Origin of the sequence: Okeania sp. SIO2C9 (assembly GCF_010672455.1) — a bacterium.
In the GTDB taxonomy this organism is placed as follows: domain Bacteria; phylum Cyanobacteriota; class Cyanobacteriia; order Cyanobacteriales; family Microcoleaceae; genus Okeania.
Genome location: NZ_JAAHGO010000012.1, coordinates 65140 through 79841 on the forward strand (window position 1 = coordinate 65140; position 14702 = coordinate 79841).

At 34.9% G+C, this 14702-nt stretch carries 14 protein-coding genes and 1 pseudogene; 6 read left to right on the forward strand and 9 right to left on the reverse strand.

Translation table 11 applies throughout. From position 1 onward, the window contains the following. Positions 1-321: 321 nt before the first annotated feature. Positions 322-1929: a citramalate synthase gene (gene cimA / locus F6K23_RS10900; RefSeq protein ID WP_293154642.1), complete on the reverse strand. Its 1608-nt coding sequence runs from the start codon at positions 1927-1929 to the stop codon at positions 322-324. 154 nt (positions 1930-2083) lie between these two features. On the opposite strand from cimA, the gene F6K23_RS10905 reads away from it, so the two are divergent. From F6K23_RS10905 to F6K23_RS10915, 3 genes are all read left to right on the forward strand, one after another. After that, positions 2084-2422, forward strand: coding sequence for a 2Fe-2S iron-sulfur cluster-binding protein (locus F6K23_RS10905; RefSeq protein WP_293154645.1), 339 nt, complete (start codon positions 2084-2086; stop codon positions 2420-2422). Between the two features lie 755 nt (positions 2423-3177). Further along, positions 3178-4272: a glycine oxidase ThiO gene (gene thiO, locus F6K23_RS10910; RefSeq protein ID WP_293154648.1), complete on the forward strand. Its 1095-nt coding sequence runs from the start codon at positions 3178-3180 to the stop codon at positions 4270-4272. Positions 4273-4556: 284 nt separating this feature from the next. After that, positions 4557-4907: an SH3 domain-containing protein gene (locus tag F6K23_RS10915; RefSeq protein WP_293154651.1), complete on the forward strand. Its 351-nt coding sequence runs from the start codon at positions 4557-4559 to the stop codon at positions 4905-4907. Between the two features lie 426 nt (positions 4908-5333). Here F6K23_RS10915 and F6K23_RS10920 read toward each other — a convergent pair whose 3' ends face one another. Both F6K23_RS10920 and F6K23_RS10925 read right to left on the reverse strand, forming a co-directional pair. Next, positions 5334-5867, reverse strand: a complete 534-nt coding sequence (locus F6K23_RS10920; protein WP_293154654.1) for a hypothetical protein — start codon at positions 5865-5867, stop codon at positions 5334-5336. Further along, positions 5821-6258 carry a hypothetical protein gene (locus F6K23_RS10925; RefSeq protein ID WP_293154656.1) on the reverse strand — a complete coding sequence of 146 codons (438 nt, stop codon included), beginning with the start codon at positions 6256-6258 and terminating at the stop codon, positions 5821-5823. The genes F6K23_RS10920 and F6K23_RS10925 overlap by 47 nt, the downstream gene beginning before the upstream one ends. Positions 6259-6317: 59 nt before the next feature. On the opposite strand from F6K23_RS10925, the pseudogene F6K23_RS10930 reads away from it, so the two are divergent. From F6K23_RS10930 to F6K23_RS10940, 3 genes and pseudogenes are all read left to right on the forward strand, one after another. Beyond that, positions 6318-6436 (forward strand): annotated as a pseudogene (locus F6K23_RS10930) (IS701 family transposase); the annotation flags it as partial. Positions 6437-8003: 1567 nt separating this feature from the next. After that, positions 8004-8528 carry a ferric reductase-like transmembrane domain-containing protein gene (locus F6K23_RS10935; protein WP_293154658.1) on the forward strand — a complete coding sequence of 175 codons (525 nt, stop codon included), beginning with the start codon at positions 8004-8006 and terminating at the stop codon, positions 8526-8528. A 47-nt stretch (positions 8529-8575) separates the two neighbouring features. Continuing rightward, on the forward strand, positions 8576-10024 hold the full coding sequence (locus F6K23_RS10940) for a WD40 repeat domain-containing protein (protein ID WP_293154660.1): 1449 nt from the start codon (positions 8576-8578) through the stop codon (positions 10022-10024). A gap of 228 nt (positions 10025-10252) precedes the next feature. On the opposite strand, the gene F6K23_RS10945 is transcribed toward F6K23_RS10940, so the two are convergent. From F6K23_RS10945 to F6K23_RS10970, 6 genes are all read right to left on the reverse strand, one after another. Beyond that, on the reverse strand, positions 10253-10507 hold the full coding sequence (locus tag F6K23_RS10945; RefSeq protein ID WP_293154662.1) for a transposase: 255 nt from the start codon (positions 10505-10507) through the stop codon (positions 10253-10255). Next, entirely contained in the window at positions 10473-11180 is a 708-nt protein-coding gene (locus F6K23_RS10950; RefSeq protein ID WP_293154664.1) for a transposase, read from the reverse strand. Before F6K23_RS10950 ends, F6K23_RS10945 begins: the two co-directional genes overlap by 35 nt. Positions 11181-11238: 58 nt before the next feature. Next, positions 11239-11379: a helix-turn-helix domain-containing protein gene (locus tag F6K23_RS10955; RefSeq protein WP_293154666.1), complete on the reverse strand. Its 141-nt coding sequence runs from the start codon at positions 11377-11379 to the stop codon at positions 11239-11241. A 109-nt stretch (positions 11380-11488) separates the two neighbouring features. Next, the gene (gene yidD / locus F6K23_RS10960) at positions 11489-11725 is read right to left on the reverse strand and encodes a membrane protein insertion efficiency factor YidD (protein ID WP_293154668.1); all 237 of its coding nucleotides are present in this window, start codon (positions 11723-11725) and stop codon (positions 11489-11491) included. 345 nt (positions 11726-12070) lie between these two features. Further along, entirely contained in the window at positions 12071-12952 is an 882-nt protein-coding gene (locus F6K23_RS10965) for an aspartoacylase (protein WP_293154670.1), read from the reverse strand. 776 nt (positions 12953-13728) lie between these two features. After that, the gene (locus tag F6K23_RS10970; protein ID WP_293154672.1) at positions 13729-14586 is read right to left on the reverse strand and encodes a D-alanyl-D-alanine carboxypeptidase family protein; all 858 of its coding nucleotides are present in this window, start codon (positions 14584-14586) and stop codon (positions 13729-13731) included. Between the last annotated feature and the right edge of the window lie 116 nt (positions 14587-14702).

A 14702-nucleotide genomic window follows, 5' to 3' on the forward strand; every position in this document is an offset into this window, starting at 1 on the left:
TAAAGTATTGTAATTAAGGATGCGCGGGAGAATGGGAGTAATGGGAATAGTGGAACAGTGAAATTTGCCAAAATTTGCCGATTTTTCAGCCAATAAGCGTTTTTAAGCTCTGAGAGGATATTTAGTTTAACGCCTCTTAAAAGCCTCTATCCCCGTGTCTCTGTGTCTCCGCGTCCCCGTGTCTATTGAGAATGAAACAGCCCTCCCTTTCAAAGGGGGGTAGGGGGGGATACCTTCTGCCTTCGGACCTCCAAAGTGTAAGTATTCAACCGGACATAAGATTACAACTGCACCTGACTATCCTCAAAAGTGCTGTAAGACTCAGACAACGTAAGATTCCCTTCTGCCTTCTGCCTTCTGCCTTCTGCCTTCCAATATCAAACCATACTCTAAACTTTCAACAACCGCCTGATAAGAAGCATCCAAAATATTAAAAGAAACCCCTAAAGTAGTCCACCGTTGCTGACCATTACTAGACTCAATTAACACCCTAGTTTTAGCAGAAGTACCAGCTCTACCATCCAAAATTCTCACCTTATAATCAGTCAAATAAAAATTAGCGATCGCTGGATAAAAATTTTCTAAAGCTTTCCGCAAAGCAGCATCTAAAGCAGAAACCGGACCATTTCCCTCCGCAGCTTCCAAAATATCCTGACCATTAACAGTAACTTTCACCGTTGCCAGAGAATTACTAACTTTTTCACCATCCTTATCCAAGTGAACCTGAAAACCCTTAATTTCAAAGAAATGCTGCCTTTGGTTCAAAGCTTTTCGCATCAATAACTCAAAACTAGCTTCTGCTCCCTCAAATTGATATCCCTCATTTTCTAACTCCTTTAACTTATCCAGAATTTGCCGACAAGCAGGGTTTTGACGCTCCAGCTCAATACCAAAACTTTTTGCCTTTGCCAACACATTACTCAAACCTGCTTGGTCAGAAATCACAATGCGACGACTATTCCCTATCTGTTGCGGTTGAATATGTTCATAAGTCAGAGGGTTGCGCTCCACTGCGGACACATGAATACCACCCTTATGAGCAAAAGCAGACAAACCCACAAACGGCGCGTGGTCATCAGGAGCAAGATTCACAACTTCACTAATAAAGCGACTGGTCTGAGTCAGTTTTTCCAGTTGTTGTGCTTGAATGCAATCATAACCCAATTTAATTTGTAAATTAGGAATCAAAGTACAAAGGTTAGCATTACCGCAACGTTCGCCATAACCATTGATAGTTCCTTGTACCATCTCTACTCCTTCTCGGACAGCAGACAAAGCATTAGCAACAGCAGTACCCGAATCATTATGAGTGTGAATGCCTAATTTTGCAGTGGGCAAAGCATGGGAAACATCTGCTACTATCTGAGTAACTTCGTGAGGAAGAGTACCGCCATTGGTATCACAGAGGACTAACCATTCCGCACCAGCATTGTTTGCAGCAGCTAAGGTTTGCAAAGCATAATCAGGATTATTTTTGTAACCATCAAACCAATGTTCTGCATCATAGATAACCTGACGACCTTGACTGCGGAGATAAGAAATCGTATCTGCAATCATTGCCAAATTTTCTTCCAGAGTAGTTTTCAGCCCCTCAACAACGTGCAAATCCCAAGATTTGCCAAAAATTGTCACCCACCGCGTACCAGCAGATAAAATAGGTTGTAGAGTGGTATCAGATGCTGCCTGTTTTCCCGGACGACGAGTGGAACAAAATGCTACTACCTCTGCTTGAGTAAGAGGTTGTTCTTTTAGTTGCCAGAAAAATTGTACGTCTTTAGGATTTGCACCTGGCCAACCTCCTTCAATAAAAGGAACCCCCAAGCTATCGAGTTGGTGAGCGATGCGTAGTTTGTCTTCTAAGGATAAGGATAGTCCTTCTCGTTGGGCACCGTCGCGTAGGGTTGTATCGTAAATCCAGAGTTTTTTCATTATTAGTAGGGATGTTAGAAATTCAGAGAATTTTTCAACTTAATTTAAACTTTATAATTAATCCTACTTTTTCACTAATTTTTTACTTTATCTTTTAACTTTTAACTGCTAACATAGATAACTAATATAGGTCAAGATTATGAAATAATTTGTTATGGTTAAGATTCAGGCTCAAGGTAAAACTATAAGTTGCGATCGCGGTGCAAATCTGCGTCAGGTTTTACTGAAAAATGGTGTTGATGTCTATAATGGCAATGCTTCTATTATTAACTGTCGTAGTATTGGTACTTGTGGCACCTGTGCAGTGGAAATAGAAGGAAAAGTTTCTCCACTTCAATGGCGAGAAAAAGCCAGACTTTCTGTACCTCCTCATTCTCCTAATTCTTCTAAACGTTTGTCTTGTCAAGTGCAAGTTTTAGGAGATATAAAAGTAACTAAATATAATGGTTTCTGGGGGCAAGGTTCCGAAATTGTTTGGACTCCTGAAGGATAGAATATACCTTGAAAAAAATTACTAAAAATATCTGCAAAAAACGGACATATTAGGGATAAAAGTTTCAGACTTTTGAGCTATTTTTTGGTTTTTTACAAATGATTTGGGATTATTCTCTGATAATAAAAACATAGAAAAAATATTATTTATAGCAACCGCTAGATTAATGTTTGTTGAAGAAGGAGACAGGAGACAGGAGACAGGAGACAGGAGGAAAATTACATGGGGATTCGCTCCCCCAAGTAATTTTGAACACCCCCGTTGACGGTGGGGTATTAAACCCACAAAGAAAATGATAATTAGTGCGAGCATCTTGCTCGCGTCTTAACGAAGTCAGAACTCAGAACTCAGAAGTCAGAAGTTATTTTTGTAACGGTGATTTGAGCAAGGTTCAAAAAATATTTCTCCTTAAAATGCGGAGTTTTAGACCCATATTATTTTGATAAATCATCATAATTATCCGATGTTTTGACTATAGTGGCGACTGTTATACAGTAGTTTCCGAAGTTATAAGGTACAGGACTAGCGGGCAAGATGCCCGCACTACAAGAATTTTACGATTCAGACCAGTGCATTATTAGTCAGAAATATGCTGTATATTTGAATAAAACCAAAGAAAAGAACTAAAAAAGTGTTGCCAATAATCATCCATTCCTCTTTCTTCTTCTTTCTTTTCTCCTGACTCCTGACTCCTGACTCCTGACTCCTAAGTAATTAAGTTTAATATCATACACTAATTCAGCAACACCTAGAAAATGAATCAATCAAGCAATATCCTAATTATTGGTGGCGGTATTATTGGTCTATCAATAGCAATAGAACTAACATTACGAGGAGCAAAAGTAACAATTATTAGCCGTGATTTTAAACAAACAGCGACAAATGCTGCGGCTGGAATGTTAGCTCCTCAAGCAGAAGCTATCCCCCCTGGTAAAATGTTAGATTTATGTTTAAAAAGTCGGGCATTATATCCAGAATGGGTAACAAAAATAGAATCAATTAGTGGTATAGAAACTGGCTATTGGCCTTGTGGAATTTTAGCTCCAGTTTATACAGAAAAAGACAGAGAAAATTATACTTTACAAAACCTAAATTATCAATGGTTAAATCAAGCAGAAATCCATCAATATCAACCAGGATTGGGTCTAGAGGTAATTGGTGGTTGGTCTTATCCTGAAGATGGGCAAGTAGATAATCGTTATTTGTACAATTCAACTATTGCAGCAGCTAAAGAGTTAAAAATTGATATTATTGAAGGAATTGTTATAGAAATAATTCGTAAAGAAAGTAAAGTTCAAAGCATCAAAACATCAATAGGTGAATTACAAGCAGAACATTATGTATTAGCCACAGGTGCATGGTCTCAGGAGTTATTACCAATTCCTGTATTTCCTAGAAAGGGGCAAATGTTGTCGTTAAAAATCCCTTCAGATATAGCTAGAGAAAATCTACCTTTACAGCAGGTTTTATTTGGAACGGAAAGTTATATTGTGCCGCGCCAAGATGGAAGAATAGTTATCGGTGCAACAAATGAAAATGTCGGTTTTTCAGAGGGAAATACAGCAGCAGGAATTCAAATTTTATTAGGAAATGCTATTCGGTTATACCCGATTTTAAAAGATTACAAAATATTAGAATTGTGGTGGGGTTTTCGTCCTGATACTCCTGATGAAATGCCAATATTAGGAACAAGTAATTATGATAATTTGACTATTGCTACTGGGCATTATCGGAATGGAATTTTATTAACACCTGTCACAGCAATTTTAATGGCTGATTTGATTTGGGATAATAAATCTGATCTGTTATTAGATGCTTTTAATTATTCTAGGTTTATTGATAATGGATAATTATTTTGCCCCCCTAGCCCCCCAATTCTGGGGGGAATAAGAATTCATTAGCTGGTAAAAGTACCCTAATTTTGAGGGATGCGCGGGGGCTTTGATGAGGATATATGAAAAGTTGTTAAATACTGAAATTTGCCCTCCTGCCCAATTCTGGGGGGAACAAGAGTCAATTTGCATCTAAAAGTCCCCCAAAATTGGGGGATGCGCGGGGGCTTTGATATAGCAATGAGCGCTGGTTAAATTTGAAATAATAAAGAAGTTGGAAATAGTATTGTGGGAAGTTCAAAATGAATAATTGGAAAAAATATCTAACGACTACTGCTTGTGCTTTTCTATGTCTATTAGAACTTAAAATAGTTGCTCAAGCTATTACTACTGAAACAAATATTAGAACAATTCCCAAATATCAATTGGCTCAAACTCCTATTGGCTATTGCACAGTAGGAAATCTAACTGATTCACCTCTGAATGTTCGAGACAAACCAGATGGAGAAATAATTGATACTTTGGAAAGTGGAACAGTAGTTGCTCTTGGAGTTACTGATGGCAGTGAAGGTGAAAATTGGATAAGAATTATTACTCCTATAGAAGGTTATGTGTCGGCAAGATATCTCAAAGATTGTCAATATAAGTATTAACTTTATAGGATGATAAGCGCCTCAAACCTATTGATAAATAAAGCATTAATAATAATTTATCTCTACCTAAAATAAGCTTTGTTTTTACCCAAATAAAACCATCATTATAGTTTGTTTTATGTCAATCAATTATATTGGTATAATTTTCTAAAAACCACTCATACAATTTTGATATTCCTACTTAATAGGGGTTTTAACAAAGGTAAACTACAGTAAAAATTCATAGATATACCTAAAGTTTAATAAGTTGCATAAATAGTTGTATTCTATATTAATTAAAACCGCTATAAACAAACACAAAAACTACAAAAAATATGGTAAAAACTCCTGGGGTTAAATAACCTTTATTCACAAAATATTTTTGTATTGACTCATTTATAATTATTATGATAGCTGATATTCTTCTGGATAATCTTGAACAGATATTTATGGATATTCCCTAACAATTTTTTGATTGTTTTCAACATAAAAATATTTTGTTATTTTCTGAATATATTCCCGCTCATAACCAAGTGGTTTTTGAGTATCATTAAATATTAATCTGTAAAGTAATCCTCCTCCATTTAAAATATATTTATTCTTAGTTTTAACAATCGATCTAATTTTATTGATTGCTCTAGTTCTGTGAAGTTTATTAGTATCCAATTTTTCATTTACTCTATCAGATAAAATGCTGCTGTCAAAACCCTCTACTTTTTCTTCTAGGATAGTTTCTAACTGAGCAATCACATCTTGACAATTTTCGCGAAACTTTTCGTATAGAAAAACATGAACTTTGGGAAAATTATCTTGATAAAGTTTGATTAATTCGTAATAACATAGATCGATTAAGTTGATATTGGGAGCTAGATAATTGTAATATCGAGTATTTTTATTCCATCTAAATTTATTGACGGATAAATCATATTGATAGTCATCGTAGGTATATTCTTTTTTTAGGATACCAAATATATTCTTCAATCTTTCCTGTATAGCCACCCATTTTTATTGCTTGATTATAACTAGACATTAGCAGAGATTGGTGACCTCTGATAAAAAGGATAATTTCTGCTTGAGGAAATACTTCTTTGAGTCGCCTAACAATTATACTTCTATTAATAGTAAATTTAATCCCACACAATAGCTCGTCAGAAATAAGTATTTTTGATGCCGTTATTTTCCCTATTTCTTTTTTTATTTCTTCTGAGTCATAATAACAATCATCGGCATATTGTAATTTATTAAAAGCCTTACTTTGTTGAGTATAGGGTCTACTAATCAAGGTTGTATCACTTAGCCTGGGAAAAATTTTCTCCTGTAAAAAAGTTGTTGCTGTCTTAGGCAAACCTACATGAAGAAAAGTTTTTGTCATTCTAGATATTTGTTACACTAAGTTGCTTTTGGTTAAATAATATACACTAACTTTATACCTTAAGTCGAGGATTTAGCCTAATTTTAGATGTTCAGGCCATAGAAAGAGTGGTAATTTTACTGCGGGAATAGGTAGGCAGTACATTGGAAAAATAGGCAAGACAGATAATGGAATTATGACCGAATAATGAATAATTAATAATTAAATAATTCGCGCCTTGAAGCCTCCCCTTGGATAGGGGGAAAAAAAGCGGTCGATCTTCGCAGCTTCCCGAAGGGTAGGATGGCGAGGTCTCCTCGCCATATCCAATAAGTTGCTAAAAACCACTCATACAATTTTGATATTCCTACTACAGCAAACATCAAAACTACAAAAACTACGGTAACAATACCGAGTATTACAGCGGTTTTCATGATTAGTAGACCACAGTAGGGACGTTCCATGGAACGTCCCTACAAGGTTTTGCTTGTGAAGATGTGGTTCATCAATTTGAAAAGCGCTGTAAGTAATATTCCTTCACTAAAAATTTTTGCATTGAAGTGATAGGAACATGTCTGACTTTATCTGGTTTGTAGTTGATAATTATATTTTTCATGGATTAGTTTTTTTGTATTCAAATTTTATATATAAAATAATGCGACTAGGGGATTTACATTTACAAAATTACCGCTATGACTATCTCCCCAATTACAATGACGGCCGTTAATCCACTCATGTCTAAGATCATTATCCCAAACTCGACCTTTACCACGTAAATCAACATAGTTGCTTGATATTGATGGCCATGACAAAGCTCAGATTATTTTTCCGAATGAATCAGCAATGCTGTGTAAATATAGCTTTCATTAAAATTATTTACTGCCAGTTTCACAACTTGCATAACCCTTGAAAACTCAGAAATATATCATCTTAGACAACAAGAAAACTCTAATATAAAATTATTAGGAGTTAGAAAATGGCACAAATTAATAGTACACCCCAAAGCAGTCTGATAGTAGTACACAAGTAGTAATGTTTGCAGTTTATCACCAGACTTATAGAAAGTATATACTGACAAATATCTCTACTTCTACATAATTACTCTTAAATTCAAAATTAATTCACAAAAACAATGAAAATACCGATAATTTTAGGTAAATAATTTATGAAATATTCTTCTTAATACATAACTATAATTTCAGATCATATATTTCATAGTCACCAATAAAAACAATAATATTTTATCACATTAATCAGTGAAAAAACAAACTTAACGCCTAAGCATTATGACTCAATTTTTCAAGAGATTTAGAACTCTAATTTGATCGTAATTAATTATCCGGAATAGATGTTTTATATTTTGAATATATGATGAGGGGTAATCAATTTCAAAATATTCAAAATGTTAGTAGTTGCTTTTTATGCTTGAATTGAGCAATTAATAACTAGAATTAAAAAAAATCTAATTTTCAATATTTTTCTCAGTAATATCTCTTAGATTGGGTATAATCATTTAGCCTGGTAATTCTAGGAATATCATTTCTAAAAAATGATATAAAAATTATCGTTACTAGAGAAAAATAACTGCTGTAAATATTTCTATAACTGAGCAAAAAAATCTCACTTACAGCAGATTCCACTAAGCGTGAGGTACACCCATCGCGGGCAAGATTGCCGCACTTGCATTCATTTAATTGTTAATCTCTGTACTTCATATACTTTGAATATACTGTAAATAAAATTTAGTAACTAAAGGAGAGACTATTTTGGATACAGCACCAGTTGCTAACTACTTAGGTTTTTTAGCATTAGTATGCTATGTAATTACTCTACTACCAAGCATTTTGAGAATTGTGTTTCCAAGCACAAAAAAAACAGAATTTCCGAAAATATTGCTGAAGTATCGTCGTCAAATAGGTGTAATTGCTTTTCTATTTGCTTTTGGTCATGGAATATTGTTAGTGAGCAAGAGAAACTTTGACTTTTTTGATATCCAAACTTATTGGATCTATATACAAGGAGTCGTAACTTTCATTATTTTCACACTACTAACAATTACTTCCAATGATTGGAGTATAAAAAGAATGAAAAAAAATTGGAAGAAATTACATGAACTAACTTATCTAGCAATGTTCCTCTTAGTCTGGCACGTTATAGACAAAATGTGGGGTCATTGGAGCTACCTCACCCCATTAGGAATGCTCGGAATAACAAGTATAACTATTTTATTTATTGTTAGAAGATGGATAGAACGCAGAAAAAAAATGACAAAAACTAAGGGTGCAAATTAAGTCAAAAATAAGCAATAATTTTAATTTTTTTCAACAAGTAATCATCAATGGTAGGATTAAAAATTATGCTAGCTCAACACAAGCGCCGAAAATACTCTACAGTAATAGCAGCAACTACTTTAGCAACTCTTGGTGGACTGTGGTCCTGGCGATCGCTATCAATATCAACCAAAAACTTTGTCCGACCACCTGAGCAAAAAACTCTTCCCTCTCTAACCCTTTCAGGACATAAAGGATGGGTTTATGCAGTTGCTATGAGTCCAGATGGAAAAACTCTTGCTAGTAGTAGTTATGATGGTGTAATTAAAATTTGGAATTTAACCAATGGTAAATTGCTGCATACTATCAATGCTCACGCAGATGCGATCGAATCTCTTGCTATGAGTCCAGATGGTAAAATTCTTGCCAGCGGTAGTTGGGATAACCGTATTAAACTTTGGAATATTGCAAATGGAAGTCTGCTCCAGACTCTCGAAGGTCATACCGATGATGTGAAAGCTATAGCTATTAGTGTTGATGGAAAAACTCTTGCTAGCGGTAGTTATGATGGTGTAATTAAAATTTGGAATCTTAACACTGCTTCTGTTGAGGGTAGTTTTCAACATTCAGCTCCTGTCACATCTCTAGTTTTGAGCAAGGATGGAGAGATGCTTGCTAGTGGAGGTAAAAATGGTCAAATCAAAACCTGGCAATTGAATACAGGTAAACAACTCCACTCCTTGGCAGCACATAAAAACACAATTTGGACGATTGCTTTTAGTCCCGATGGTAAAATTCTTGCTAGCGGGAGTCAAGACCAAAAAGTTAAGTTATGGCAGATGGAAACTGGTCAACTACAATGCACTCTAGAAGGACACGACAAAGCTGTTTTGTCTGTTGCTTTTAGTCCCGATAGCAAAACTCTTGCTAGCAGCAGTTATGACAAAAATATTCATCTGTGGGAACTAGATACAGAAGAATTATTAGAAACATTTACAGATCATTCTAAGGCGGTTTGGTCAGTAAAATTTAATCCTGATGGACAAACTCTTGCCAGTGCGAGTGCTGATGGAACGATCAAACTGTGGTCTGTATCTGACTTTAGTAGTAACGATTTAGAGAATACAACTCCCCCATCTATTGTAAAAGAGAAAGCAGAAATTATATCTGTTTCAGAGATTACTGATATAGCTAAGTTAGAAGAGTTAAACCAAAAATTATATGACCAAATTGACCAAAGTTGGCAACAGACTCCAATATGGTATGAAGATTTAGTGTTTGAGGTAAAAGTTAATGGGGATGGAGCGATCGCTAGTTTAGAACCCATGAATGAACCTGCGCAATATTATAGTCAACAAACACCTTTACCCAAGCTGTTAAATACTGCTAATTCTGAAGTTACGAGTCAGAAAAAGTCTTTTGCAATATTCCGGGTAGTTATGACACCGACAGGGGTACTTGAGGTTAGTCCTTGGAGTGGTTGGTTAAACAAGGAGTCAGCAGTCAGCGATCAGTAGATTTTTTTTTAACTCCCTCCTTTGCAGAGTATTCCAGAACAGAAAGCAGATTTCAACTCCCTCAACTATCCGACTTATCAGAAGTCATATCAAATCTAGTTAATTGCAATAGAACCGTTCTTAGAAACCTACGATAATCTATATAAATCTATGATTATCTGTTCTGTTCTTGCTTCTACCTGGCAACGTCGGCGTTATCCAGTCCGCAAGCTGACACGGACGTTCGCGCTAGCGTTGCGGAGCAAACTGCCCGCCATAGCTAAATTTAATGCTGCATTCAAATCTCGTTCGCGCTAGCGTTGCGGAGCAATCACAGCTGAAATTGCAGTGTTCGCAATTGAAAACGCGCTCTGATAACAACAAAGATTCTTTAACAGTTCCACACCTACTGCAGGTTTTAGAACTAGGAAACCATCTATCAACAATGATTAACTTAGAACCGTATAGCTCACACTTGTACTCGCGCCTGTCTACGAAACTCATAAAAACCCATATCAGCAACGGCCTTAGCTAGCTTGTGATTTGACATCATTCCTGATACATTTAGGTCTTCTATTACTATCTGGCTGTGGTTTTTAGCTAGATAGGTAGTAAGTTTATGCAATGTATCTTTTCTAATATTAGCTATCCTGTTGTGTAACTGAGATATCTTGAGTTGAGCCTTTTTCCAGTTCTGAGAAAATTTGACTTTATGTCGGTTTAAATATTGCAACCGAGAGAGTTTAGCTTCTAACTTTTTATAAGATTTAGCACCAACAAAAACTTCACCAGTGGATAATGTAGCTAGAGATTTTATACCTAAATCTACACCAACTACATCTACTAATTTTTCAGTGCTTTGAGGTTCTCTTTCTACTTTAAAGCTGACAAACCAACGATTAGCTTTTCTACTAATAGTTACAGACTTGGGATGAGTATTATCTGGTAGAATTTCAAAAGTTTTCACCCATCCAATTCGAGGTAGTTTAATACGATTAAAGCCGACCGTAATTGAGCCATCTAAAGTAAAGCTATCATCCCTACCTTTTTTCTTGAATTGAGGTTGTCCTGAAACTTTGCTAAAACAACGCTTCCAAGCAACGGATAAATGCCTCAAAGCATATTGAGGCGCACATTTAGACACTTCATAATACCAACAGTTATTAGGTTTAACCATTGCTACTAAAAGTTTATGTAAGTCAATTGCAGTAGGAAACTTAAGTTTGCTGTCTGGATTATTGGAATTGTGCTATGCGGATGTTTCTAGTTAACCATAATCCCCAATTCCAAGCGTGACGAGCTACACCAGCGTGTTTAGCCAGTAATGTTTTTTGCTGGTTATTCGGATGTAGTTCAGTATGATATCCAAGTAGCATAAACAGATAATCCCAGATTTTTATAGAAAATACCAGATTTTAGCCAACAGTTACAAGCCCTATCTCCGCGTCTGGTGTGTCTCCCCTTCTCCGTGTCCTCAACAACCCCCTACTCCCCACAGTCCTCACACTCCCTTGGAGGAACTGGATCATAACCACCGGGATGAAAAGGATGACAACGTAAAATTCGCATAATTGCCATTCTACCGCCTTTAAAAATCCCAAATCTTTCTATCGCTTCCATCGCATATTCTGAGCAAGTAGGTTGAAAACGACAGGATGGAGGTAATACTGGTGAAATGAAAATTTTGTAGCCTTTAATTAATTTAATTAGTAATACTTTCATATTCTTAATCCCGCATTAGCAAAATATTTTTGGAGGGTTGCTCAAAATCCTTGTTACAAAAATAACTTCTGACTTTTGACTTCTTAATTTTGACTTCGTTATTGGGTCTAATATCAAATCCGTTTTATTGAACATAAAAAAATTCTCCCATCGTCATAAATACGCTCATCTTTGTAATTCCCTCTCCTCCTGACTCCTGACTCCTCCCGACTTAACCATTCTATGGCTGTTTGACCGGATTTAATATAAAACCCCGCCTTTTAAGGCCAAATATTTTTGGAGGGTTGCTCAAAATTCCTGTTACAAAAATAACTTCTGACTTCTGACTTCTGACTTTTGAATTCGTTAAAATGTCATGGTCTCTTTTTTAGTCAAACACATAGCAATACCCTTTTCGTAGTAAGCCGCCTCATTAATAAAAACTGGCCATGTAGGAGTTTCTTCTTCATAATAAATTGTTTCGCCATCAAAGGTTAAAAAAATTGGCTCCCCTGGAGTTAATTGTTGATAATCTCTCCCCTGTAACTCAGGATGAATCATTGCTGTTATTTCTCCATCTTCAGTCTTAGGATAATCCACAACTTTTAGATGTTTATAGACTGTAATATCCTGATTAATTAGATTCAATTTACCTTCATTGAAATTTTCGATAAAATCTAAACTTGCCTGAACTAATATTTCTGTTTTCTGAAATAAATCTGCTTTGAGAGTACCTTGAGCAATGGGACCTACTTCAATACCAAAACTTAATTCACAAATAGAATTTACAAAAGCATTTTCTTCTCCTGGATTAATCCAACTATAAACTCTAACATCTGGTTCAACTGAACTTAAATAAGCAGCCATTTTTAGGTTAAAGGGATGATTATTCGCTAAAACTATTGTTAATCCCATGTTAGCAGTGGTAGTATGCAAATCCAATATCAAATCAAATTTAGGATTACCTTTAGGCCCTAGGATTTGATTAATAGACTTTGCTCTAGTTTCTTCATAGTTAGTCTTGTTTTGATTTTCTAAATCCTGGAGTTTAAAGCAACGATTTAAGTCAGTATCAACGTATCTTCTCACAAGTTCAAATGCTTGAGGATTAGCAAATAATGTTTGAGTTTCAAAATTAGTTCTACTAATCAAGTCAGGAAATTTTTCCAACTTTTTAAGAAGATATATACCTGTAAATTCATTACCGTGAGTTCCACCAACAATTGCCACCTTATTAATTCTTTCCATTTTGATAAATCTCCAGCAGAAATATAATTAATTGATGATTACTAAATTCAATTATTAATCTTTGTATATCATGTCCAGTAGCATTAGTATTGTATAGCAAAAGTAGGGAACAGGGAACAGGCAGTAACGCTTAAGAGCAAGAAAAAAAACTTAAATTTCCTGTATATATTCACCCTTTAGTTTACACAAACGCGTCCCAACAGACATAATATTACTTAGTATTATACCAATTCTCAAAAGTCTTTCAACAATTAATAATTAATAATTAATAATTACCTCTCCTTTAAAACGGATAGGATTGACTAATCATGAAAATTTTTCTTTATTATCCCCTTAAAAGGGGAGGCTTTAAACCACAGTTTTTCTGTAAAAAAAAGATAGTGTAGTGAAGCGGTATTCAATAATTAATAATTAATAATTAATAATTATATCATGTTCGGATAATTAGTGATAAAAAAAGTTTTTGTTTGTAGTTGGGCTTTAGCCCTTACAATGCTTAGTATTAGGACTAAAGTCCAACTACGAGCCTAATTATAACTGTTCTACCGAACATGATATTACCTCTCCTTTTCAAGGAGAGGATTGACTCAATTGTCGGTATTCAAAGAGACATGATATAAGTGGTAGTTATGTGTAAATAATGTCAATGCAAAATACACCAATCTTGTAAATTTTACCCAATCATTTTCAACTATTCAACTATTCCCCTGCCTCCTATTCGCAATTAACTTTAGCAAAGTAGTTTACCAAGTATTTAATAATCAAAACAATAATAATTATTCGTTATTCAATTCTGTATCTTCAAGAATTAATTCTGACTCTTCAGAAACTATATTAGGTTGATTTTTATAAAAAGTTTCTAAACTATGGCGATCGCCTACATAACGCCAATGCCAAGGTTCATAACCAATATCTTTTTCATCATCAGCAGGTATCATTTCAAAGCTAAAATAAGCAGCATAATTTTGTAGCCATTGAAAAGCTGCTGTCTTTTCAAACTCCACATTTTGGTTAGTTGCTGGTGCATTACCATCTCCAATATCAACAGCATAACCTGTTACATATTCCCCATAACTTAAAGGTGAAATTTGATTGGTATTATTGGCATCATTATCCTCAATATTATTAGTATTACTCGCCCAATCTTTTAATTCAGACTTAGACTGAAATCCTCTCAAAGCAACTAAATTAATACCATCATTTCTAGCAGCATCAACCATTTTTTGAAAATTTTTCACTGCATTTATTTGCAATCTAATCTCACTATCAGAAGTTATATACTCTAATTCCATTTCTGATACTTGTGAGTAAGGAAAATCTAATAAAGTATCTTTTTTTAGTTCATTTATCGGAGTTTCATTCACAGAAGATGTAGCTACAGTATTTGCATTATCAACTTCAGTTTGAGTTGATGAAGCATTAACTTGATTGAGATTAGATTGAAATTGTAATCCCAGACTAACTGCTCCCACAACTATAACTATTCCTATCCAACCCCATATCCATTTTTGGCTTTGAGACTGAGTTTGGATAATTTCTTCATCCTTTTGAGGGTCTCGTACTGCTTCAGGAATTTCATCCACAACAGTTTCTTGGACTAATGATAAATTTTCTGACAGACTTTCGTTGTGCAAAGTTCGACTCCTGCTAGTGAATTTCAAAGTCGTTTTTTACTTTACTCAGTAAAAACTTAAAAGTAAACAATATTAGACCTGATTCTAAATTCTAAATTCTAAATCCTTTGATCCAA

Excerpts from the sequence above, each read along its gene's own strand:
- thiO (WP_293154648.1), top strand. The coding sequence starts at position 3,178 with ATGAATCAATCAAGCAATATCCTAATTATTGGTGGCGGTATTATTGGT.
- F6K23_RS10950 (WP_293154664.1), bottom strand. The coding sequence starts at position 11,180 with ATGGTTAAACCTAATAACTGTTGGTATTATGAAGTGTCTAAATGTGCG.
- F6K23_RS10905 (WP_293154645.1), top strand. The coding sequence starts at position 2,084 with ATGGTTAAGATTCAGGCTCAAGGTAAAACTATAAGTTGCGATCGCGGT.
- F6K23_RS10915 (WP_293154651.1), top strand. The coding sequence starts at position 4,557 with ATGAATAATTGGAAAAAATATCTAACGACTACTGCTTGTGCTTTTCTA.
- F6K23_RS10940 (WP_293154660.1), top strand. The coding sequence starts at position 8,576 with ATGGTAGGATTAAAAATTATGCTAGCTCAACACAAGCGCCGAAAATAC.
- F6K23_RS10965 (WP_293154670.1), bottom strand. The coding sequence starts at position 12,952 with ATGGAAAGAATTAATAAGGTGGCAATTGTTGGTGGAACTCACGGTAAT.
- F6K23_RS10945 (WP_293154662.1), bottom strand. The coding sequence starts at position 10,507 with ATGAGTTTCGTAGACAGGCGCGAGTACAAGTGTGAGCTATACGGTTCT.
- cimA (WP_293154642.1), bottom strand. The coding sequence starts at position 1,929 with ATGAAAAAACTCTGGATTTACGATACAACCCTACGCGACGGTGCCCAA.
- F6K23_RS10955 (WP_293154666.1), bottom strand. The coding sequence starts at position 11,379 with ATGCTACTTGGATATCATACTGAACTACATCCGAATAACCAGCAAAAA.
- yidD (WP_293154668.1), bottom strand. The coding sequence starts at position 11,725 with ATGAAAGTATTACTAATTAAATTAATTAAAGGCTACAAAATTTTCATT.
- F6K23_RS10925 (WP_293154656.1), bottom strand. The coding sequence starts at position 6,258 with ATGACAAAAACTTTTCTTCATGTAGGTTTGCCTAAGACAGCAACAACT.